General features: G+C 48.8%; 20 protein-coding genes. All 20 read right to left on the bottom strand.

Features of this window, described 5'->3' with window-relative positions:
* Positions 1-97: 97 nt before the first annotated feature.
* The gene (gene mgtE / locus JOC37_RS10510) at positions 98-1,441 is read right to left on the bottom strand and encodes a magnesium transporter (protein WP_204618716.1); all 1,344 of its coding nucleotides are present in this window, start codon (positions 1,439-1,441) and stop codon (positions 98-100) included.
* A gap of 247 nt (positions 1,442-1,688) precedes the next feature.
* Positions 1,689-2,585: a GTPase Era gene (era, locus tag JOC37_RS10505; RefSeq protein ID WP_204618723.1), complete on the bottom strand. Its 897-nt coding sequence runs from the start codon at positions 2,583-2,585 to the stop codon at positions 1,689-1,691.
* Between the two features lie 8 nt (positions 2,586-2,593).
* Positions 2,594-2,947, bottom strand: a complete 354-nt coding sequence (locus JOC37_RS10500) for a diacylglycerol kinase family protein (protein ID WP_204618714.1) — start codon at positions 2,945-2,947, stop codon at positions 2,594-2,596.
* Between the two features lie 2 nt (positions 2,948-2,949).
* The gene (ybeY, locus tag JOC37_RS10495) at positions 2,950-3,411 is read right to left on the bottom strand and encodes an rRNA maturation RNase YbeY (RefSeq protein WP_204618712.1); all 462 of its coding nucleotides are present in this window, start codon (positions 3,409-3,411) and stop codon (positions 2,950-2,952) included.
* On the bottom strand, positions 3,392-5,545 hold the full coding sequence (locus tag JOC37_RS10490) for an HD family phosphohydrolase (protein WP_204618710.1): 2,154 nt from the start codon (positions 5,543-5,545) through the stop codon (positions 3,392-3,394). The genes ybeY and JOC37_RS10490 overlap by 20 nt, the downstream gene beginning before the upstream one ends.
* Positions 5,546-5,549: 4 nt before the next feature.
* Positions 5,550-6,527, bottom strand: coding sequence for a PhoH family protein (locus tag JOC37_RS10485; protein ID WP_238480875.1), 978 nt, complete (start codon positions 6,525-6,527; stop codon positions 5,550-5,552).
* 49 nt (positions 6,528-6,576) lie between these two features.
* Positions 6,577-7,824, bottom strand: a complete 1,248-nt coding sequence (gene yqfD / locus JOC37_RS10480; protein ID WP_204618708.1) for a sporulation protein YqfD — start codon at positions 7,822-7,824, stop codon at positions 6,577-6,579.
* 21 nt (positions 7,825-7,845) lie between these two features.
* Positions 7,846-8,130 carry a sporulation protein YqfC gene (gene yqfC, locus JOC37_RS10475; protein WP_204618706.1) on the bottom strand — a complete coding sequence of 95 codons (285 nt, stop codon included), beginning with the start codon at positions 8,128-8,130 and terminating at the stop codon, positions 7,846-7,848.
* A gap of 133 nt (positions 8,131-8,263) precedes the next feature.
* Positions 8,264-8,452 (bottom strand): 30S ribosomal protein S21, encoded by a 189-nt coding sequence (rpsU, locus tag JOC37_RS10470; protein ID WP_204618705.1) that lies wholly within the window; start codon positions 8,450-8,452, stop codon positions 8,264-8,266.
* 113 nt (positions 8,453-8,565) lie between these two features.
* On the bottom strand, positions 8,566-8,910 hold the full coding sequence (locus JOC37_RS10465) for a histidine triad nucleotide-binding protein (protein ID WP_204618703.1): 345 nt from the start codon (positions 8,908-8,910) through the stop codon (positions 8,566-8,568).
* A gap of 122 nt (positions 8,911-9,032) precedes the next feature.
* Positions 9,033-10,343 carry a tRNA (N(6)-L-threonylcarbamoyladenosine(37)-C(2))-methylthiotransferase MtaB gene (gene mtaB / locus JOC37_RS10460; protein ID WP_338017376.1) on the bottom strand — a complete coding sequence of 437 codons (1,311 nt, stop codon included), beginning with the start codon at positions 10,341-10,343 and terminating at the stop codon, positions 9,033-9,035.
* A 17-nt stretch (positions 10,344-10,360) separates the two neighbouring features.
* Positions 10,361-11,101, bottom strand: a complete 741-nt coding sequence (locus JOC37_RS10455; protein WP_204618699.1) for a 16S rRNA (uracil(1498)-N(3))-methyltransferase — start codon at positions 11,099-11,101, stop codon at positions 10,361-10,363.
* A 42-nt stretch (positions 11,102-11,143) separates the two neighbouring features.
* Complete coding sequence (prmA, locus tag JOC37_RS10450; RefSeq protein ID WP_204618698.1) at positions 11,144-12,061, bottom strand: 50S ribosomal protein L11 methyltransferase; 918 nt, start codon at positions 12,059-12,061, stop codon at positions 11,144-11,146.
* A 28-nt stretch (positions 12,062-12,089) separates the two neighbouring features.
* Positions 12,090-13,214 carry a molecular chaperone DnaJ gene (gene dnaJ / locus JOC37_RS10445; RefSeq protein ID WP_204618695.1) on the bottom strand — a complete coding sequence of 375 codons (1,125 nt, stop codon included), beginning with the start codon at positions 13,212-13,214 and terminating at the stop codon, positions 12,090-12,092.
* Between the two features lie 122 nt (positions 13,215-13,336).
* Positions 13,337-15,175, bottom strand: a complete 1,839-nt coding sequence (gene dnaK, locus JOC37_RS10440) for a molecular chaperone DnaK (protein ID WP_204618694.1) — start codon at positions 15,173-15,175, stop codon at positions 13,337-13,339.
* Between the two features lie 34 nt (positions 15,176-15,209).
* Positions 15,210-15,797 (bottom strand): nucleotide exchange factor GrpE, encoded by a 588-nt coding sequence (gene grpE / locus JOC37_RS10435; RefSeq protein ID WP_204618692.1) that lies wholly within the window; start codon positions 15,795-15,797, stop codon positions 15,210-15,212.
* A gap of 25 nt (positions 15,798-15,822) precedes the next feature.
* Positions 15,823-17,394, bottom strand: coding sequence for a TCP-1/cpn60 chaperonin family protein (locus tag JOC37_RS10430; protein WP_204618690.1), 1,572 nt, complete (start codon positions 17,392-17,394; stop codon positions 15,823-15,825).
* Positions 17,395-17,412: 18 nt separating this feature from the next.
* The gene (hrcA, locus tag JOC37_RS10425; RefSeq protein WP_204618689.1) at positions 17,413-18,453 is read right to left on the bottom strand and encodes a heat-inducible transcriptional repressor HrcA; all 1,041 of its coding nucleotides are present in this window, start codon (positions 18,451-18,453) and stop codon (positions 17,413-17,415) included.
* A gap of 121 nt (positions 18,454-18,574) precedes the next feature.
* Positions 18,575-19,708 carry a radical SAM family heme chaperone HemW gene (hemW, locus tag JOC37_RS10420; RefSeq protein WP_204618687.1) on the bottom strand — a complete coding sequence of 378 codons (1,134 nt, stop codon included), beginning with the start codon at positions 19,706-19,708 and terminating at the stop codon, positions 18,575-18,577.
* 246 nt (positions 19,709-19,954) lie between these two features.
* Positions 19,955-21,766 (bottom strand): translation elongation factor 4, encoded by a 1,812-nt coding sequence (gene lepA, locus JOC37_RS10415; protein WP_204618685.1) that lies wholly within the window; start codon positions 21,764-21,766, stop codon positions 19,955-19,957.
* Between the last annotated feature and the right edge of the window lie 99 nt (positions 21,767-21,865).

Genomic DNA, 21,865 nt, shown 5'->3' with positions numbered 1-21,865 from the left:
ATGAACTTCGTTCCACAACATGAACCGCCGTATACCGAACGGTACGTACGGTGGTGTGAGAGGACGGGAGTTAATCACTCCCTCCTACTCGATTCCTTTACAGTATTAAAAGCGTGGCCAGGCCGAAGTAAATCATCATACTGGTAATATCCATCAGGGTGGCAATGAATGGGCCCGATGCCAGCGCCGGGTCCACTCCCAGGCGGTTCATCATCACCGGCACCATGCTGCCCAGCACAGTTGCTATCACTATAGATACGGCCAGGGACAGGCCCACCACCAGGCCCAGGATTGTTGACTGCTGCCATATGTAAGCCATTACCGACAGCAGCGTTCCGCATACCACCCCCACCAGCAGACCCACCTGGGTTTCCTTCCACACCACAGATAAGATCTTGTTTTTGCTTACTTCTCCGGTTGCCAATCCCCTGACCACCACTGTAAGGGATTGTGAAGCGGCGTTACCCGGGCCGCCGGCCAGGGCAGTGATAAAAAAGGCCAGCGCGGTCATACGTTCCAGCGTTTCAGAAAGACTGCCGATAACGTTTCCCGCTAACAATTCCCCAAATAATAAACCGATCAGCCAGGGCAGTCTTTTACCGGCCCTGGTCCAAAAACTGCTCTCCATTTCCTGCCCTTCGGGTTCGATGTTGCCCGCCAGGCGCATCATATCTTCGGTGGCCTCTTCTTCCATAACGTCCATCACATCATCAAAGGTAATAATACCTAACAGCTGCATGTCGTCATTGACCACCGGAACGGCCAAAATATCATATTTAGACATCATTTTGGCCACTTCTTCCTGGTCGGTGCGCACGTGTACACTTATCACTTTGGTGCGCATAATGTCTTCAATAAGTGTATCGGGCCGGGCTACGATTAACTCCCTCAAAGATATTACTCCAACCAGCTGTTCCCGCTCATTGGTAACATATACATAATAAACCGTTTCGGCATCGGGGGCAATTTTACGCAGTATATTTATGGCCTCCGCCGCAGTAATATCTTTTTTCACGGCAACATACTCGGTGGCCATCAAACCACCGGCAGTGTCCACATCATAACGCAGCAGTTCACGAATGTCTTCAGCCTCTGCCGCTTCCATCAATCCCAGCAAAATGTTTTTCTGCTCTTCCGGCAGTTCCCCCAGCAAATCGGCGGCATCGTCTGTAAACATCTGCCCCACTATCTCAGCGGTACGCTTGGGGCCAAGACCTTCCAGCAGCGGCGGCAGTTCATCTTTATGCAGTTGAAAAAGAATATCAGAAGCCTTGCTTTTGTCAACCAGGCGCATAACTTTAATGCGCTGGGGTAGAGCCAGGGTGGGAAGCAGCTCGGCAATATCCGCCGCGTGCAGTTCCTTCAGACACTGGCGCAGTTCTGCATAAGAGTTCTGATTTAAACACTTTAATATTTCTAATCTTTCTTCCGGTTTTAACACATGAGCACTCTCCTTTCTTTACGGAGCGCCCATCGTTACCGCCTGTAATTGAAGGGGTAAGTTTAGACGCTCCTTAATTATTTGGTTGTTGCGCAAACTTCCGGGGTCAGCGTCCATTTACTTACCTCCTCAACCCGAAAATTTTATAAAAAAACTAAAACAGCAGTGAAAAAGCCTTCTTAAACGAAGGCTCTAATCGATCCCCCTAGCTAGTTTATCTGCTAAAATTAAGCATGTCAATAAAATGCTAATCTGTATAGCCAAAATTTTTAAAGTGCTCCGGGCGGTTGCGCCAGTCTTTTTGAACCTTTACCCACAGTTCCAAGTACACCCGGGAGCCCAGCAGGCTCTCAATTTCCTCCCTGGCCAGTTTTCCCACTTTTTTCAGCATTCTGCCGCCTTTGCCAATTAATATCCCCTTTTGCGATTCCCTCTCGGTATAAATAACGGCGCTAACCACAACCAGGTCATCACGTTTCTTCTCCAACCGTTCAATATCAACCGTTACCGAGTGGGGTATTTCTTCGCTGGTTAAATGCAAAACCTTTTCTCTAATCAACTCTGCCATAATAAATCTTTCCGGGCGGTCGGTGACCGTTCCTTCCGGGTAATAGCGGGGCCCTTCAGGCAAATATTCTATTAACACATCAATCAATCTTTGGGTGTTTTCCCCTTTTAAAGCAGATACCGGAACAATTTCGGCAAAGGGATAGAGGTCTTTATACTCGTCTATCAAAGGCAGCAGGTTGTCTTTACTAATTAAATCTATCTTATTCAGCACCAAAAACACCGGCGTTTTTAATCCCTGCATCTGTTCCAAAATATACCGGTCGCCGCGGCCCGGCGAAGCGGTGGCCTCGGTCATAAACAGCACCAAATCCACTTCCTGCAGAGTGCTGAATGCCACCTCTACCAGGTGCTCACCAAGCTTATGCTTCGGTTTATGTATGCCGGGAGTATCTAAAAAAACCACCTGAGCATCATCTCTGGTTAAAACGGAGTGAATTTTATGCCTGGTGGTCTGGGGTTTGTCCGACATGATGGCCACTTTTTGCCCGATCATTTGGTTTAACAGGGTTGATTTTCCCACATTGGTGCGGCCCACCAGGGCTACAAAACCGGATTTATGAGCCAAAGCTTCCACCTCCTGAATCAATTAATTATCCGGGGCAAAAATATTATCCCGGCCACCACCAGGGAATTGACGGCTGCCACCAGCACCGCTCCCGCGGCAGCATCCTTTGCCGCTTTGGCCAGCGGGTGATAATTTTTGGTATACATATCCACCGCACATTCCAAAGCTGTATTCACCAGTTCTGCCACCCAAACCAGGGCCACCGCAGAAGCAACATGCAGCCATTCACCGGCTGATATTTGAAACCAAAAACCGGCTATCGTTACCAGCACGGCGGCCAGCAAATGAAAGCGCATGTGGGGTTGGGTTTTAACGGCATAAAGTATCCCTGCCACCGCCCAACCCAAACTGCATTTAAAACGGGATAACATCGCTACTCCCTACTTATACCCAATTCTGATAATATACCTTCCTCCTGCCGGCGCATGGTGTTGGTATCCTCTTCTGTCTGGTGATCATATCCCAGCAGGTGCAGTGCACCGTGCACTGCCAAAAAGGCAATTTCCCGTTCCAGGGAATGGTTGTATTCCTGGGCCTGCTTTTGAGCCCTGGGCAGTGAAATAACCACATCCCCCAGCACATGGCCCACCTCTTCACTTTCCGGTATTTCTTCCCCTTCATCCATGGCAAAGGAAAGCACATCGGTGGGCCTGTCCACCCCCCGGTAATCACGATTTAACTGGTGGATATATTCATCGTCCACAAAAACCAAACTGACTTCGGCATCAGCCCGGTTGTGCAAAGCCAGTGCCCTTTCAACTGCCTTTACCGCCATATTTTCCCACCGCTGTTCCACCTGTATAACCTTTTGTAAATTACTTACGACAACCGGCACCTCTGGTTTTTCTCCTTTCCATTTCCTGCTGCATGTCCGGGTATTCTATCCGGGAATGAAATACCCCGGACAGCACCTGTAAAAAACTATTAGTTATGGTATCCAAATCCTTTAATGTTAAATCACATTCATCTAACTGGCCGTCCATCAGCTTTTGTTTAATCAGCTTCCTTACCAACCCCTCCACCTGGCCGGAGGTGGGATTTTTCATGGAGCGAACGGCAGCTTCCACTGAATCGGCCAGCATTACTATAGCCGCTTCCTTGGTTTGGGGCTTGGGCCCGTCATAGCGAAAATCCTCTTCTTTTACCGTTTCAGCGCGATCCCCTTCCAGCGCTTTATTGTAAAAGAACCTCACCAAACTTGTCCCGTGGTGCTGCTCAATAATATCTATAACCCGCCGGGGCAGTTTGTACTCCCTGGCCAAATCCACCCCGTCCTTAACATGAGATGTCAATATCAGGGTTGACAGGTTGGGGGCGATTTTTTCATGGGGATTTTCGCCGGCCAGCTGGTTTTCTATAAAAAAGTACGGCCTCTTTACTTTACCGATATCATGGTAAAGGGCGCCCACCCGCACCAGCAGGTGGTCACCTCCCACCGCCTCGGTGGCGGCTTCAGCCAGATTGCCCACAATAATGGAATGGTGATACGTTCCCGGTGCCTCGGTCAGTAATTTGCGCAGCAGCGGGTGACAGGGGTTGGACAGCTCCAGCAGCTTAACCGAGGAGGTAATGCCAAAGGTTGACTCCAGGTAGGGAAGGGCACCATTGGTCAGTACCGAGGATAACAAACCGTTGGACAACCCCAGCACACCGGCTGACACCAGCAATAAGCGCCAGGGAGTTTCCTCCACCATCCCAACGACGATAATGGACAGCATCACGGCAATGCCGGTATACAACCCCGCCCGGGCCAAATCCCCTCGCTGGCTCAGTTTGGAAACACTGTAAACACCGGTCATGCCGCCTAGAAAACCCACCAAACTAAAGTTTAGTTGATTATCTGTCATTACACCGATAAACAAGCTGATTACAGCCACCATCAGCACCGCCAGGCGGTATTCCAGCAGAATTGCTATCAGCATCCCCGCTGCAGCAACCGGCGCCATATAGCCCAGCAGCGCCCCCAGTTCCGGCCAGCGGGCAATTTCTATCGCCACCAGCACTTTGGATACCGTCACAACAATAAATACCACTATACCCAGCAGGTACAGCTGGCCCACGTTGTGATAAATTTCCCGGTTCTGCTGCCTTAAATAAAACAGCACCGCCGCCATTAAAGCGGCAACTAACAGGGCCCGTCCAACCAGGGATGTCCACGGCTGCTTGGCATGCAGCAGCCCCAGCGCCTGCAGTTCCAAAATATCCTGCCGGGTTACCACATCTCCCGCTTCCACCACTTTCTGCTGGGCCTTAATTTGAATTTTTACGGGCTCAACTTTTTCTGCTGCCAGCTTCCGTTTCGCTTCCGTTTCCTCCGCGTTGTAAAAACGGTTGGGCCGCAGGTAATTTTGTACCAATTCCGTTGCAAACTGCTGAAAGCCGGGGCTAAAACCAAGTTTGGCTGTTTTGGCAATCAATTCATCCCGGGCAGTATCCAGTTCTTCTTTTTTAATACCCGCTATCATTCTGCCGGCTATCAGCTTGCTGACCTTATCCTTCACCAGTCTCACATCTTCCGGTGCGGCCAGCGCCAGGTTGTTTAAAACTTCTTCCGACAGTGTAAAGGGTATAATCTCTTTTAACGCTTTTATTTTATTTTCCCTGTCCAGCGTGTCATCAATCTGTACCGATACTATCTTTTCAATTAAATCAGTAATTTCACTCTGTACGGCCAGTGTTACCCGGTCATCTACGGTGTAAATTTTTTCTACTTTTTCCGCCGCTTGGCGTCTTAATTCGGCAGTGCTTACAGGATCTATATATTCCACGCTTCTCGGCGCTAAAATATCGTAAGGGGCCACATCCCCTTCCCGCAGATCCACTTTGCTGGTAAAGAAATCCAAAGACAGCAGTAGTGTAAAAACGAGCATAAAAAAGACGGCAGCGCTTCCCCGGCGCACCCTGCGATGTTTAACCAAAAATGTCAAGCTCTGCATCACAGTGCCGCCAACTTTATTTAAGGGAATCATGTTTTCACTCCCCACCAGTTTTCGCCTGCTCTGCCAGGTCGTAAGCTTTAATTATCTCGTACACCAACGGGTGACGTACAATGTCTGCCCCGGTCATATGGTAAAATGTCAATCCTTCAACATCACTGAGCTTTTTCTGCGCATCAATAAGCCCCGATCTCTGACCCCGCGGCAGGTCAACCTGGGTAATATCCCCGGTAATAACCGCTTTAGAGCCAAATCCCAACCGGGTGAGAAACATTTTCATCTGTTCCGGCGTGGTGTTTTGCGCTTCGTCCAAAATAATAAATGAGTTGTCCAAGGTACGTCCCCGCATGTAAGCCAAAGGAGCAACTTCAATGATATTTCGTTCCAGGTATTTTTGAGTGGTTTCTAAACCCAGTATGTCATACAGGCTGTCATACAGGGGCCGCAGGTAAGGGTCTACCTTTTCCTGCAGATCCCCCGGCAAAAAGCCCAGTTTTTCTCCCGCTTCCACCGCCGGCCTGGTTAAAACCAGGCGTGATACCGTTTTATTTCGCAAAGCGGCAACGGCCAGCGCCACAGCCAGGTAAGTTTTACCCGTACCGGCCGGGCCGATGCCAAATACCACATCGTATTTTCTAATGGCATCAACATATTGTTTTTGGCCCTGGGTTTTTGGTTTAACCTGTTTTCCCCGGGCGGTAATCACCACTACATCTTTCGCTAAATCCGCCAGTTTATCCCCCCTGCCGGAGCGCACCACCTTTAACGCGTAATTTATATCATGCAGGGTGATGTGGTTTCCGGCCCGGGAATAATCCTTCAGCTGTTCTATCACCTGCTCCGCCTCACGCACCGAATCCGGTGCACCGGTAATAACCAGTTTATCCTCCCTGGCCACCACTTTAATATCCAACATTTTTTCGATATGTACAAGGTTTTCATCATGGCGGCCAAATATTTCTGCCGCTTCCCTGATGTCATCCAAGGTAATCATGGCTCTGGTATTCTGCTGCAATATATATAATAACCCCCTCTGGAATATCAATTAAAACGAAAAACTGCCGCTAAGGATTAAACTCCTTCTCCTGCCCTATCTCCTCCAACGACTCTACAAATACCTTTACTCGTACCAGATTTTCTTCCTGTCCCGTTTCCACCCGCTCCACCCTCTGCTCTAAAATTCTTGCCCCGTCAGGCATTTTTGCCCTTACCGCAGATAAGGCTTTTTCTTCAGCCAGCTTCCGGGCTTCGGAAAGGGTGCGCTGGTCCCGGTACGGAACCAATTCCAGGTACTGAATATTAATAACTTCGACGGGGATGGAAATATTCCTCCATTTTGGCAGGCTTTTAACCTCTTGTTTGGTTTCATATTCTTGAAAAGGAATTTCCTGCGGCCCTTTTAAAATTATTTCCTTACCTGCAATTTTCATGCAGACACGCTCCACCCGCTTACCGGAAGGCCTTTTTCCCTTTTCCACCAGCTGTGCTTCTCCATAGCCTTCATACCATACCCTGGCCCGCACCATCCCCCTGGCATGGACATACTTGGGCTGGGCGATGGGAGCAGGTATTTCTTCTGGCATTTGGTCATTAAGTTCACTTTCCGGTTTTTCTGCCGGGATTATTTCCCCTGAAATCAGCACCTGGCCCGCCACCACGGTATCTCCTTCTTTTACCGCCGGTTGGCCGGACAGCACTAAAATTTCTTTTACCAACCCGGCTTTTTTAGCCACTATATGGGCCGGTTGTTGATTCCCTACCCCCTCGGGTATTTTTTTCTCTACAATTTCCACCACGGCCTTTGTCCCTTTAATGTATACACCCACCCAGGATACCGTTGGTAATCTATCTTTTACAGCCCGTTCCACCGCAGAGGTATCAACACTGCGCTTCATTACCCCCGGGGCCAAACCGGCCTGCCGTGCTGCTTTTAAAACCTCTTTTGGGGCCAGTTTGCTGGTTCCGGTAACTTCTATAAACCAAATAAATGATGACAGCATGTACAGCACAGCCAGAAAGATCAGCGCACCAACAACCAGCACTTTGCGTTTCTTCATCCGCTGGAAAACAAAAGGCATCCCTTCCCGGGATTCAATTTTAAACCTGCTGCCCGTACTGCGGGCAATATGTCTTAGGGGTTTAATTCCCGAAAGCCTCACCCGCACCATTATTTTGTCCGCTCCCACTTTGGTAATATCCCACAGGTAAATGCCCCGGCCGGAAGCCATATTAATAAATTTTTCCAGCGCTTCTCCCTGCACCAGCAGGGAAACATGGCCGAAAAGATAGGACATCAGTCTGAACAAAAACAACCCTTTTCCCTCCCCCGTCGATCAGTTGTCAATGTTTAATCTTTTTATTTGGCCTTCCACTATAATTTCATCCGCCGTTATATTTCTTAAGGATAAATTTTCCCCGGCGATACTTATTTCTCCGTCTCCAACAATTACTCTTACCGTTTCCGATGTGTATTCAACTATGCCCCGGTGGTTTTCAATAAACACCTGCAGGCTGCCAACCAGCACAATCTTCGGCAGATCCAGCATTACATCCCTGGGAATTTCTAAAAAATCTGAAACCTGTCTTTTGATGCGCTTTTTGAAGTCCTGCCAGGCCATAAAAAAATCCCCTCCTCGGCTTAACTTTATGCCGCAGAAGGGGAAATAATTACTAATATTTGGTTATAAGTTCCGGCAGAGATTAAAAAATGCCCGGCACGCTGAGCATACCAGGCACTTTAAAAGTCTTTAACTATCTAAAAGAGCGACGTTTTGCATTTCTGCGAGCAGCTTCCGCTTTTTTCTTGCGCCTAACACTGGGCTTTTCGTAAGTTTCGCGCCTACGTGCTTCGGCCAATACCCCAGCCTTCTGGCAACTACGCTTAAAACGCCGGAGGGCACTGTCCAGTGTTTCGTTTTTACCTACTCTAACTTCTGCCACTTTCTTCCCTCCCTCCGCCAAAACCATCCAGAGAGTACATAATCAAACCAATCCCTTTTAAAAAATACTATAAAATTATACAATGACATTCCCAAAGAAGTCAATGTCTAGATTTAACCCGGGGGCCATTCAAAGGGCCTGCCGCCTAACAGGTGAAAATGAATGTGAAAAACAGTCTGTCCCGCTTCTTCCTTGCAGTTTGAAACCAGGCGGAACCCCTTTTCTTCCAAGCCCAGGTCCTTGGCCAGTTTTTGAGCGGTTACGACAATATGCCCCATGATGCCGCCGTCCCCTGCTTGAAGATCCAGCAGTGTTGATATATGCTTTTTCGGGATGAGCAGAACATGTGTCGGTGCCACCGGGTTAATATCTTTAAAGGCCATAATGCGGTCATCTTCGTAGATAACCTCGGCAGGTATTTCCTTGTTGACAATTTTGCAAAAAATACAGTCCGCCAAACTTGCACCTCCTCCCGAAAAAACCTCTGCACAGGATGATAACCTGTTTTTTAACAAAGTATTACATCCTTTTTTATATAATAGAGTATATTCAACAAGTGAATAATAAATCCTTCTTGCAGTTAGTTTATTTTACCATACAATTTTCCCTGCCTAAATTCGGTAACCTGTACATTAACAAGCCGGCCCCGGATATTACCTGCACAGGGAAACTCCACCCGCAGGTATGTGTCCGTCAGCCCTTCCCAATGACCCGGGCTGCCCTCCACCTGCTGTTCTGCCAGCACTTCCACTGTTTTTCCCACTGTTTTAAGGGCATAATCTGCCGCCATTTCCGCTCCCAGCTGAATAAGTTTTTTGCTGCGCCGCTCCTTTTCCGGGGCAGGTACCTGGTGGGGAAAATCGGCGGCAGCAGTACCCTTTCTGGGGGAGTATTTAAACACATGCATACCGGAAAAAGCCATCTCCCGGCAGAATTGATAGGTGTTTTCAAACATTTGCTCAGTTTCGCCGGGAAATCCCACAATTACATCGGTGGTAATGGCAATGCCGGGTATCCTTTCCCGCAGTCTGCTTATTAAGCCTGCAAAATGCCCGGTGGTGTAGCGGCGGCGCATGGATTTTAAAACATCGTCGTCACCGCTCTGCAGCGGTATGTGCAGGTGTCTGCAAAAAACTTCCGCCGAAGAAGCCACTGCTATTAATTCCTCTGTAATGTCATTTGGTTCCACCGAACTCAGCCGCAGCCGCTTCAAACCGGGCAACCGCACCAGTTGTTTTACTAAAGTGGAAAGTTCGGTGCCGTCTTTAAAGTCCAAACCGTATGCCCCGGTGTGAATGCCGGTGAGCACAATTTCCTTAAAACCGTTGGCAATTAACTTTTTAACTTCATTAACTATACTTTCCGGCTGCCGGCTCCTTAACGGGCCCCTGGCGTAAGGGATAATGCAGTAAGCACAGTAATTGTTGCATCCCTCCTGCACTTTAATAAAGGCCCTGGTTTTTCCACTGTCGGCGGCGGTGGGCATTTCTTGAAAGTTATTTTGTTTAAATATATCTGTCACTGCATTGAAAGGGCCGGCGTTTTTATTAACAGCCTGTTCCACCAGTTTAACAATTTTGTTTTTATCCCCGGTACCCACCACTAGATCCACCCCGGGTATTTCCAGCACTTCCCCCGGGGATGTTTGAGCATAACAACCGGTCACCACCACCAGCGCCCCGGGATTAGTTTTTACCGCCCGTCTAATCAATTGACGGCTTTTGCGGTCACCCAAATGGGTAACGGTACAGGTATTAATTATGTAAACATCCGCCGGTTGGTCAAAATCCACCGGGCGATAACCGTTTTCTTTAAACATTTCGGCAATGGCGGAGGATTCCACCTGGTTTACTTTACAGCCCAGTGTATGTATAGCCACTGTTTTTTGCACCTTTGTCCCCCCGTTTTTCATTTCCAATCCCCGTACAGGTACATAATAATGCTGGCCAGGGCCAGCCCGGCGGTTTCCGTGCGCAGTATGCGCGGGCCCAGAGATACGCTTTTCGCCCCGTACTGCCTGGCCAGCTCCACTTCTTGCTGTTCAAAACCGCCTTCCGGGCCGATAATTATATAAACTTTTTTCCAAAGACACGCCGAAGATAACACTTTGGGCAGGGATACCGCCCTTTCGTCTTCCCACGGCAGCAGCAGCAGAGCATCTTCCGGCACTTCATTCAGTACCTCCTGCCAATGCATCGGTTTTTCCACCCGGGGTACCAGCGGGCGCCGGCACTGCTTTGCCGCTTCCAACGCCACCCGCTGCCAGCGCTGCTGCCGGTGGGCACTTTTTTCTTCATTCAGCTTCACCACTGATCGCCTGCACTGCAGGGGAATAAAACGGCTTACCCCCAATTCAGTGCCCTTTTGAATCACCAGCTCCATTTTATCCGCTTTGGGCAGGCACTGCACCATGGTAATGTGTACCGGCGGTTCCCCGGTGGCTTCTGTCTGCTCCAGGTTATCACACCATACGGCATCCTTTTCCAGACGGCTGATCTTCCCTTGATACTGGTGGCCCAAACCATCCAAAAGGATTATTTTATCCCCTTCTTTTAGGCGCAGTACCTTTTTAATATGTTTCACATCGGGCCCGGTAATAAGAGCTTGTTTTTCTGTTATGTTAGCAGGATCTACAAAAAAACGAGCCAAACCACTTCCTCCTAAAAATAAACCTCCACTGGGGGTCTAAAATTACTTTTTACGCAGCAGCAGCGCTCTCCAATCACCGCTGCATTTTTTATCTTCCAGTACAAAGTTTTCCCGCCGCAGCACCGCGAGAACTTCTTCTTCCCGGTGATTAATTATCCCGGAGGTTATTAAAAAGCCCTTTTCTTTCAACGCTTTGGCAGCACCGGGAGCCAGTTTAATAATTACATCCGCCACTATGTTGGCAATTATCACGTCGGCCTGCCTGCTGTACCCGGATAATAAGTCTCCCTGCAGCACCTGCACTTTATCTTCCACACCGTTTAACCGCACATTTTTTTGGGCCACTTTAACCGCTGTTTTGTCCATATCCACCGCTACCACCGGGGCGGCTCCCAGTTTCGCGGCGGCAACGGCCAGTATCCCGCTGCCAGTGCCCACATCACACACTTCTTCACCGCCGCCGATGCATTCTTCTATAAATTCCAGGCACATGCTGGTGGTGGGGTGGGTGCCGCAGCCAAAGGCCATGCCCGGGTCCAGTTCCAAAATAAAACGCCCCGGCTCCGGGGTTATCTTTTCCCAGTAGGGTTTAATTAAAAATTTTCTGCCCACTTTAAAGGGTTTATAGTAGGCCTGCCAGGCGGTGGCCCAGTCTTCTTCCTTTACTTCCCTGTTAAAAATCTTGGGCTCTATACCCACGCTGCTGATGCGCTTTTTCAACTCTGCCAGCAGATCGGCGGTGCCGCTGTCCAGGGGAAAGTAGCCCTTAACCACCGCCATTTCCTGTTTTAATTCCACTTCCGGGTACTCGCATACATCCCATTCCCCGGACTGCATTTTGTTATAAATAAGGGCGGGGTCGTCAATAGCTACCCCGCCGCTGCCCAATTCTTCAAATATCAGTGCAACCATTTCCACCCCTTCTGGCGGGGTGTGGACGGCAGCTTCCAACCATTTCAATATTAATTATCCCCCTTTGGAGTTATTTTTATCCAATGAAGGCATCTTTTACCTTCTTAAAGAAACCTTTTTCTTCACCCTGGGGAACTTTTTCACCGGACAAGGCTGCAAATTCTCTCAACAGTTCTTTTTGGCGTTCACTTAATTTGGTGGGAGTAACCACTTTTACCCGTACATGCTGGTCACCGCGCCCGCCACCGTTAATATAGGGTATGCCTTTACCCCGCATGCGGAAAATGGTGCCGGTTTGGGTGCCCGCCGGCACTTTCAGCTCCGCTTCACCATCCAACGTGGGTACCGTTATTTCATCACCCAGCGCTGCCTGGGCAAAGTTAATGGGCACTTCACAAAAGATATCATTACCATCCCGTTTAAATATCTTGTGCGGGCGTACGGAAATAAATATATACAAATCTCCCGGCGGGCCGCCTGCGGCGCCATGTTCACCTTCACCGGCCAATCTTATTCTGCTGCCGTTGTCCACACCGGCCGGTATTTTAACGTGTATGCTGCGGACGCGGCGTACCTGTCCCGATCCCCGGCAGGTGGGGCACGGTCTTTCGATCACCCGGCCGCTGCCCTGACAATTGGTACAGGTGCGGGACTGAATTATCCGGCCAAAGGGGGTATCCACCGCCTGTTTAACCTGCCCGGTGCCGTGACATATTCCGCAGGTTTTGGGCGCTGTGCCCGGGGCGGCACCGGAACCGTCGCAGGTTTCGCACCTTTCAGTGCGGGGTACCTGAATATCCCGTTCTACACCAAAGGCGGCCTCTTTAAAGGATAGTTCCAGGCTTATTTTTAAATCTGCCCCCCTCTGGGGACCTGTACGGCGGCTGCCTCCCCCACCGAAGAAAATATCAAAAATATCGTTTAGGCCGCCAAAGTCCCCAAAACCACCAAAATCAAAACCGCCAAAGCCCTGGCCGTCAGCTCCGGCATGACCGAACTGGTCATATTGGGCCCGTTTATCCGGGTCGCTGAGCACCGAGTAAGCCTCAGCAAGTTCTTTAAATTTGGCCTCCGCCTCTTTGTCACCGGGGTTGGCATCGGGATGGTATTTCCGGGCCAGCTTCCTGTATGCTTTTTTTATTTCCTCTGCAGAAGCGTTTTTGGAAACACCCAGCACTTCATAATAATCCCTTTTGCTCAACGGTGTCACCACCTAACTTAAACTTAGATAATTAAAACAAGGTACATTTAACCGTCTTTACGCAAACGCAGGGGAGAAACTCTCCCCTGCCAAACCATCTTTTTATTATACTACATTATGCATTATTTGTCTTTTTTGTCTTCATCATTAACTGTATATTCCGCATCCACCACGCTGTCATCATTCTGCCGGCCGGCAGATTGGGCACCGGTTTGGGCACCTGCCTGGGCCTGCTGCTGATACATGGCGGTGGTCAATTCGTGAAGGGGCTTGGTTAAGGCCTCGGTCTTCTGTTTAATGGCTTCAATGTCGCTTCCGTTTAAAGCAGCGCGCAGTTCTTCAATGGCTTTATTAATTTTTTCCACTTGGGTTTTATCAGCTTTGTCGCCAAATTCTTTAACCGCCTTTTCAGCCTGGTAAATCATGCTGTCTGCGTTGTTGCGCACTTCTACTTCTTTTTTGCGCTTCTTGTCTTCCTCGGCATATTTTTGAGCATCGTTAACCATTCTTTGAATTTCTTCTTCACTCAGCCCGCCGCTGTTGGTAATGGTGATTTTTTGTTCCCTACCGGTGGATTTATCTTTGGCGGATACTTTTACAATACCGTTGGCGTCAATATCAAATTTAACTTCGATTTGCGGTACTCCCCGGGGAGCCGGCGGAATTCCATCCAGTGTAAATCTGCCCAGCGTCTTGTTGTCCGCTGCCATTTCCCTTTCACCCTGCAGCACGTGAATTTCTACCGACGGCTGGTTGTCAACAGCGGTAGAGAATATTTGGCTCTTGGAAGTGGGAATGGTGGTGTTGCGCTCAATGAGACGGGTAAACACCCCACCCAGCGTTTCAATACCCAGGGACAGCGGTGTTACGTCCAACAGCAGTACGTCTTTAACTTCACCGGCCAGCACACCCGCTTGAATAGCAGCACCAATGGCTACACATTCATCGGGGTTAATGCCTTTGTGCGGCTCTTTACCAATGTATTTTTTAATTGCTTCCTGCACCGCCGGAATACGGGTGGAACCGCCCACCAGCAGTACTTTGTCAATATCCTTGGGCTCTAAGCCGGCATCTGCCATAGCCTGGCGGGTGGGCCCCATGGTTTTTTCCACTAAATCTGCAGTCAGCTCATCAAACTTGGCCCTGGTCAGAGTTAAGTCCAGGTGTTTGGGACCATCCTCACCGGCAGTAATAAAGGGCAGGTTAATGTTGGTGGTCATTACACCGGACAGTTCAATCTTAGCCTTTTCTGCCGCTTCTTTCAGGCGCTGCATGGCCATGCGGTCTCTGCTCAGATCGATACCGTTTTCCTTCTTAAACTCTGCCACCATCCAGTCGATAATGCGCTGGTCGAAGTCATCACCACCCAGGCGGTTGTTACCGCTGGTAGCTTTAACTTCAAAGACCCCGTCACCCAGTTCCAGGATGGACACGTCAAAAGTACCGCCGCCAAGGTCATAAACAAGAATTGTTTGATCATCTTCTTTATCTAAGCCGTAAGCCAGGGCTGCGGCGGTGGGCTCGTTGATAATCCGCAGCACTTCCAAACCGGCAATTTTACCGGCATCTTTGGTTGCCTGCCGCTGGGAGTCAGTAAAGTAAGCCGGAACGGTAATAACGGCTTTTTCCACCTTTTCTCCCAGGTATGCTTCCGCATCAGCTTTCAGTTTCTGCAGAATCATGGCTGAAACTTCCTGCGGGGTATACTGCTTACCGTCAATATCAACTTTATAATCGGTTCCCATGTGGCGTTTAATAGAGATAATGGTGCGCTCAGGGTTAGTTACCGCCTGTCTTTTGGCCACCTGGCCCACCAGGCGTTCTCCGGTTTTAGAAAAGCCAACCACAGAGGGGGTGGTACGAGCACCTTCAGCATTAGGAATTACCACTGCTTCGCCGCCTTCCATAACGGCTACGCAGGAGTTAGTGGTACCAAGGTCAATACCTATTACTTTGCCCATTGCAATCTACCTCCTGTACGTAATACGTAAAATATTACTTAGCTACTTTAACCATTGCTGGTCTGATTACTTTGCCTTTCAGCATGTAACCACGGCACAGTTCTTCAACAATGATATTTTCATCATGTTCTTCACTTTCTACCTGCATCACTGCTTCATGTTTGTTGGGATCAAACTGCTCTCCCCGGCTGGGTATAACTTCCAACCCTTCTTTATTTAATATTTCCTGCAGCTGGCGGAAAATCATTTCTACCCCGGAAACAAAGTCATCACCGGGATTGGCGGCTGACGCCAGTGCCCTTTCAAAATTGTCCAGCACCGGCAGCAGTTTCTTTATCACCTCTTCTCCGGCATATTTCAGCAGTTCTTCCCTCTCCTGCCGGGAACGCCGGCGAAAGTTTTCAAAGTCAGCCTGTATCCGCAGCATCCGGTTGTAGTAATCCTCCGCCTGGGCTTCTTTTTCAATCAACTTCTGCTGCAGTTCCTCAACAGAGGGTGTTTCCGGCACTTTTTCTTCCGCCGCTTCTTCATTTTCACTGTTTTCACCCTGCTGTTCTTCTTCCAGCACATCCTCTTGAGGTTCAACTGTTAAATTTTCATCTTTTTTAACCTCATCAGCCAAAAAAAACACCTCACTAATTTACTTATTAAACTTCTAAGCCCCCGTCTTGTTCACTGTCTTTATTTTCGTCACGCATTTTAATAATGGTGTCTATGCGTAAGATGGCTTCGGCAATTTCCCCCGCAGCCTTTAAAGCATGTATTTTTACCAGCGCAGGGTCTACAACACCCAGTTCATACATATCTGCCACTTCCCCGGTATCGCAGTTTACCGCCAGGGAAACCTTACCCTGCTCCACCTGGGCCGCATTAACATCTGCTATCTTTTCCAGCGGGTTAAAACCGGCGTTGCTTATAATTTGAGATACCGGGCGTTTCAACGCCTCCACTACGCAGTCAACACCAAAGGCAGTCATGCCCTTTATGCCCTCGCGCATTTTCTCCACTTCCCTGGCCACCGCCAGCTCCAAGGCTCCGCCGCCGGGTACTATTCCACCCCGTACCGCTGCCTGTACCGCTGCCGCCGCATCTTTGGCTATGCGGCTGCGCTCTCCCACCACTTCCGCAGTGGCAGCGCCAACCAGTACAGTGGCCATGGGCTTACCGCTTCCCCCCATTATCCAAACCTGTTCCAATTTTTCCTCGCTTTTTACCCGCTCAGCGCTGCCTGCATATTTAGCCAGTTCTTCCAGGGGCTTTTTTAAACCGGTACGCTTAATTAACCGTGCACCGCAGTGCTCGGCCGCCATGCGCAGTTCTTTGTTGGCCACCCGCTGCAGCACCATTACCCCGGCATCCGTCAGTATCTCTTCAGCTGCATCGTCAACTCCACGATCCACCAGCACCAGTTTGACACCTAAATCGATGATCTTTTGAATGTTCCTGCGAAATTCCTCCTGCAGTTCCAGGTAGCGGGCAAAACCGCTTTCGGTACCCAGCGCCTCTTCGCCGATTTCTTCCGGCTGCAGGGCATCATCTATCACTAACACCTTGGCATTCTCTAAATCCTTGGGCATCTGCTGGTTCATGCGCTCCTTGCCAATAATAACGCCCATGAACACACTATTTTCTGCCCCTTCTTCGGCCAAAATGGTATCTGACAATTTAAAGGCCCTGTCTTTTAATTTTTCCTCACCAATTAAAACTGCCGCCCGTACCACCAGGTCAGCGATGTCTTGGTGCGCCCGCCCTGCCACCAACGCCACCTGGCGTATGCGGGGATCATTAATGTCACTTACCGGTTGTGCCTGCTCCTTTATTAATTGTTGAGCGCGCTGCAGCCCCATTTTCAAACCTTCAATAACCCGGGCCACAGGCACCCCCTTAGACACCTGCTCCACCCCTGTACTAACCAGAGCACCGGCCATTACGGTGGCAGTGGTGGTACCGTCACCAATTTCCTCCTGCTGGGATTTGGCAATGTTGATCACCATTTTAGCCGCCGGGTGGTTGGCTTCCATCATGCTCAAAATGGTAACCCCGTCATTGGTAATGACAACCTCACCGAAACGATCCACCAGCATGGTGTCCAGTCCCTTGGGCCCCAGGGTGCCCTCCACCGCCGAAGCAATAGCCCGTACAGCATTGGAGTTGGTTATTAACGCCGCCAGTCGCTCATTTACTTCCGCTCCCTGGCTGGCCTGCTGCTTCAAACTCAAGTTACCCTTCCTCTCCTTCTATCTCCATCTTTTCATTTCTTCCAGTGTTTTGTTTAATACCTTAGCCATGTGATCCACAATGGTTATCACTTTGGCATATTCCATCCGTGTAGGTCCCAACACGCCGATGGAACCTATTATCTGGTCATCTATCTGATAGGTGGCGGTTACCATGGTACAGTCCTTTATTTGATCACAGCTGTTTTCCACGCCTATGCGCACAGTCAGTCCTTCGCTTTGTTTATCAACTAAAATTTCATGCAGCAGCTTTTCCTGCTCTAAAAGCGATAACAGCGTCTTTAGTTTTTCAATATTATGAAATTCGGGCTGATTAAGAATGTTATATACCCCCACCAGGTAAATCTTGTCCTCGGTATCATACCCCCGGTGATCCTGCAGCAGCTCAAGGGCAGCATCCATAAAGCTCTTATATTTAGCCAGTTCCAGGTATATTTCACTCAAAATGGTCATTTTAATCCGTTTCATATTCAGGCCGGATAACTTAGCGTTTAATATTTTGGATACCTGATCCAAATCAGCCTGGGTAATATTCTCTGCCACATCTATAAGCTGGTGATGTACCGAACCCGTATCCAGCACCACAATAACCATTGCCTTGGTTGGGGTCATGGATACCAGCTGAATATGCTTAATGGCAGCAACCCTTCCCCTTTTAGGACCCATTACCATCGATGTGTAATTGGTCAACCGGGACAGCAGCTGCCCGGTGCGAACGATTAATTTGCCAATTTCCTGTGATTTATCCTCATAACTGCGTTTTATAAGTTCTTCTTCACTGGGAGTTAGTTTTTCCGGTTCCATTAGATGATCCACATAATAACGATAGCCCAAATCAGAAGGAACCCGCCCGGCTGAAGTATGAGGCTGCTCAATAAGCCCCAGTTCTTCCAGGTCAGCCATTTCATTTCTAATGGTGGCGGGACTTACTCCCAATTTGTACTTGCGGGAAATTGTTCTAGAACCCACCGGCTCGGCAGTCTGAATATAATCATGAATAATGGCGGCCAGTACCTTCTTTTTGCGATCATCCATCTTCACCAACAACCACCTCCTGTTAGCACTCTACCGCATCGAGTGCTAAGAACCTACAATTTAAAATAGCACCTGACTAATTTTTTGTCAAGGACTGTTGTTAAATTATGGAATACAATTACTGGAATTAAACAAACTCTCTAAAGACAAGATTAGCCAGCCTTAACCCCTTACCTGTCAGCCTCAAATGTGTATCGGTCAGCTCCAGTAAACCCTGGTGGCAGAGTTTTTTAACTTCTTCCGGCCATACATCGGTTATCCTTTGACCAAAGCGGCGGTAAAATTCATTCCGGTCCAGTCCCTGCAAAAGCCGCAGGCCCATAAAAGCCGTTTCTATCATAACATCCTTTTTTGTCAGCTTGTGCCTTTCAGTCACCGGCGGAACGTTTTTCAGCACCTGACCGGTGTACTGCCGGATGCTGGCTGTATTAGACCACCTCTGCATATCCAAATGTGAATGCGCCGCCGGTCCCAACCCCAGGTATTCACCATTATGCCAGTAAAGAAGGTTGTGCCGGCATTGGCAGCCCGGTTTAGAAAAATTAGAAATTTCATAGTGCCGGTAACCCCTGGCGGTTAAAAAATCAATTAATTTGTTATACATTTTCAGTTCCAGTTCCTCGCGGCAGGGGGTTACTTCTCCCCGTTCAACCGCTGCAGCTAAAGGTGTTCCTTCTTCCAACTGTAAACTGTAACAGGCCAGGTGTTCCGGCTGCAGATCCGCCAGCATAGCCAAAGATTCCTGCCAGTCTTTCAAGGACTGGCCCGGTATGCCAAAAATCAAATCCAAGTTTAAGTTATTAAACCCCACCTGCCGGGCTGCACTTACTCCCTGTAAAACCTGCCGGTAATCGTGAACCCGGCCCAACAGGTTCAGCAGTCTGCTTTGATAGGCCTGCACTCCCAGGCTCAACCGGTTTACTCCCATTTGGTGCAGCATATACAGCTTGTGCTTGTTTATCGTGCCCGGGTTTGCTTCCACTGTTACTTCTGCATCCTCTGACCACTGAAAATAGCGCCGGGCATTTTCCAGCAGTTTGGTTAAATCACCTGTTTCCAAAACGGTGGGGGTACCGCCGCCTATAAATACCGTGCTCACTCGGCGGCCGGGTGTTAACCGCCGGGCATAATACTGCATTTCCCGTTCCAATGCCTGCAGGTAACTGCGGGCATCATCTTTATTATAAGGATAAGAAACAAAGTCGCAATAGCGGCATTTTTGCAGGCAAAAGGGTACATGTATATATAATCCAATGTCCATACCTATTCTCCCGTTATCAGGAAAAACAATGGTATATTACATAGCTTTTCCTGTTTAATTGTTTTTAAAACTGCAGCTGATTTGTTCGCTGCCCTGAAAAGGTTACCTTACTAAACCGGTGGCTTTTGTAAGGCGGTATACCGTTTTAATAAGGCGTTAATCTTATAAAAACAAATGTGCACACATTTAATGTATGCACATTGTCTGCTTAATCTCAACCGCTGAAAATAACTTTTTTCATCTTTATTACTCGTCGTCATCAACACTAAGTACCGCCATAAAAGCTTCCTGGGGCACTTCCACACTGCCCACCTGTTTCATACGCTTTTTACCCTCTTTTTGTTTTTCCAGCAGTTTACGTTTCCGGGTAACGTCTCCACCGTAACACTTGGCCAACACGTCCTTGCGCAGCGCCCGTACCGTTTCCCTGGCTATAATTTTATTGCCTATGGCCGCCTGGATGGGAATTTCAAAGTGATGCCTGGGTATCAACTTGCGCATCTTTCTAACCAGCGCCCGTCCCCGTTGATACGCTTTATCCCGGTGGGTAATACAGGAAAGGGCATCCAGCGGCTCATTGTTAACCAGTATATCCATTTTCACCAGGTTGGTTTCCCGGTATCCGCTCATTTCATAGTCCAGCGAAGCGTAGCCCCTGGTACTTGATTTTAACTGGTCAAAAAAGTCAAAAATAATTTCTGCCAGGGGCAGCTCATAGGTGAGCATCACTCTGGTCATGCCCATGTATTCCATATTTTTAAATATCCCCCGGCGGTTTTGGCACAATTCCATTACCGCACCCACGTAATCCTTGGGCACCATAATGGTAGCCTTTACAAAGGGCTCTTCCACCCGTTCCACTTCACCGGCACCGGGCATTTTAGACGGGTTTTCAACCTGCACCATCCCGCCACCGGTGGTGTAAACATGGTAAACCACACTGGGAGCGGTGGTGATAATTTCCAACCGGTACTCCCTTTCTAAACGCTCTTGTATAATTTCCATATGCAGGAGCCCTAAAAAGCCGCATCTAAATCCAAAACCTAAAGCATCGGATGTTTCCGGTTCATAAACCAGCGACGCGTCATTGAGGCTGAGTTTTTCTAAAGCATCCCGCAGGCTGTCATAATTGGCATTTTCTACCGGGTATAAGCCGCAGAATACCATCGGGGTGGCCTTTTTATACCCGGGCAGCGGCTTGTCCGCCGGTCTGTGGGCATCGGTGATGGTATCTCCCACCCGGCATTCCTTTACATTTTTAATACTGGCCGCTATAAAGCCAACCTGGCCGGCTTTTAATTCATCAACAACAGTGGGGGCCGGGCGAAAAATACCCACTTCGGTAACTTCAAACTGGGCCCCGGTGGCCATCATGCGAATCTGCATTCCCTTTTTAATGGTTCCTTCTTTTACCCGGATATAAGGAATGACCCCTTTATAAGAATCGTAGTTGGAATCAAATATCAGTGCTTTTAAGGGATTTTTATCGTTCCCCCCCGGGGGCGGTATTTTTTTTACTATCTGCTCCAGTATTTCTTCCACGCCCCGGCCGGTTTTAGCTGATGCCAGTACAGCATCAGAGGCATCCAGCCCTATCACGTCTTCAATTTCTTGTTTTACCCGGTCGGGTTCGGCACTGGGCAGGTCTATTTTGTTTATTACCGGAATGATCTCTAAATCGTGTTCCAATGCCAGGTAAACGTTTGCCAGTGTCTGGGCTTCAATACCTTGGGAAGCATCTACCACCAGCAGCGCTCCCTCACAGGCCGCCAGGCTGCGTGAAACTTCATAAGTAAAATCAACATGGCCGGGGGTATCGATAATGTTTAACATGTACTCCTGGCCGCTTTTGTCTTTATAAATTAAACGCACGGCCTGCATTTTAATGGTAATGCCCCGCTCTTTCTCCAGTTCCATGGTATCCAGCACCTGCTCCTGCATTTCCCGTTTGGTAAGGGTGCCGGTGAACTCCAGCAGGCGGTCGGCCAGGGTGGATTTACCGTGGTCAATATGGGCTATAATACAAAAGTTGCGAATGCGGTCTTGACTAATTGCCATCAAGACTTTCCTCCTTCAAATTAACAAAAGCATATAAATATCCGCGCATATTGATATATTATAGCACCATATTTCCTCACTAAGCAACTATCCTGAAAA

The sequence above is a fragment of the Desulforadius tongensis genome, from assembly GCF_016907915.1.
GTDB lineage: Bacteria > Bacillota > Desulfotomaculia > Desulfotomaculales > Desulfohalotomaculaceae > Desulforadius > Desulforadius tongensis.
This window is presented reverse-complemented; position numbering and strand designations above follow the sequence as displayed.

Coding starts and splice junctions, on each gene's coding strand:
- JOC37_RS10500 (WP_204618714.1), bottom strand. CDS start 2,947: ATGTTATCCCGTTTTAAATGCAGTTTGGGTTGGGCGGTGGCAGGGATA.
- JOC37_RS10490 (WP_204618710.1), bottom strand. CDS start 5,545: ATGATTCCCTTAAATAAAGTTGGCGGCACTGTGATGCAGAGCTTGACA.
- yqfC (WP_204618706.1), bottom strand. CDS start 8,130: ATGGCCTGGCAGGACTTCAAAAAGCGCATCAAAAGACAGGTTTCAGAT.
- dnaK (WP_204618694.1), bottom strand. CDS start 15,175: ATGGGCAAAGTAATAGGTATTGACCTTGGTACCACTAACTCCTGCGTA.
- hemW (WP_204618687.1), bottom strand. CDS start 19,708: ATGGACATTGGATTATATATACATGTACCCTTTTGCCTGCAAAAATGC.
- lepA (WP_204618685.1), bottom strand. CDS start 21,766: ATGGCAATTAGTCAAGACCGCATTCGCAACTTTTGTATTATAGCCCAT.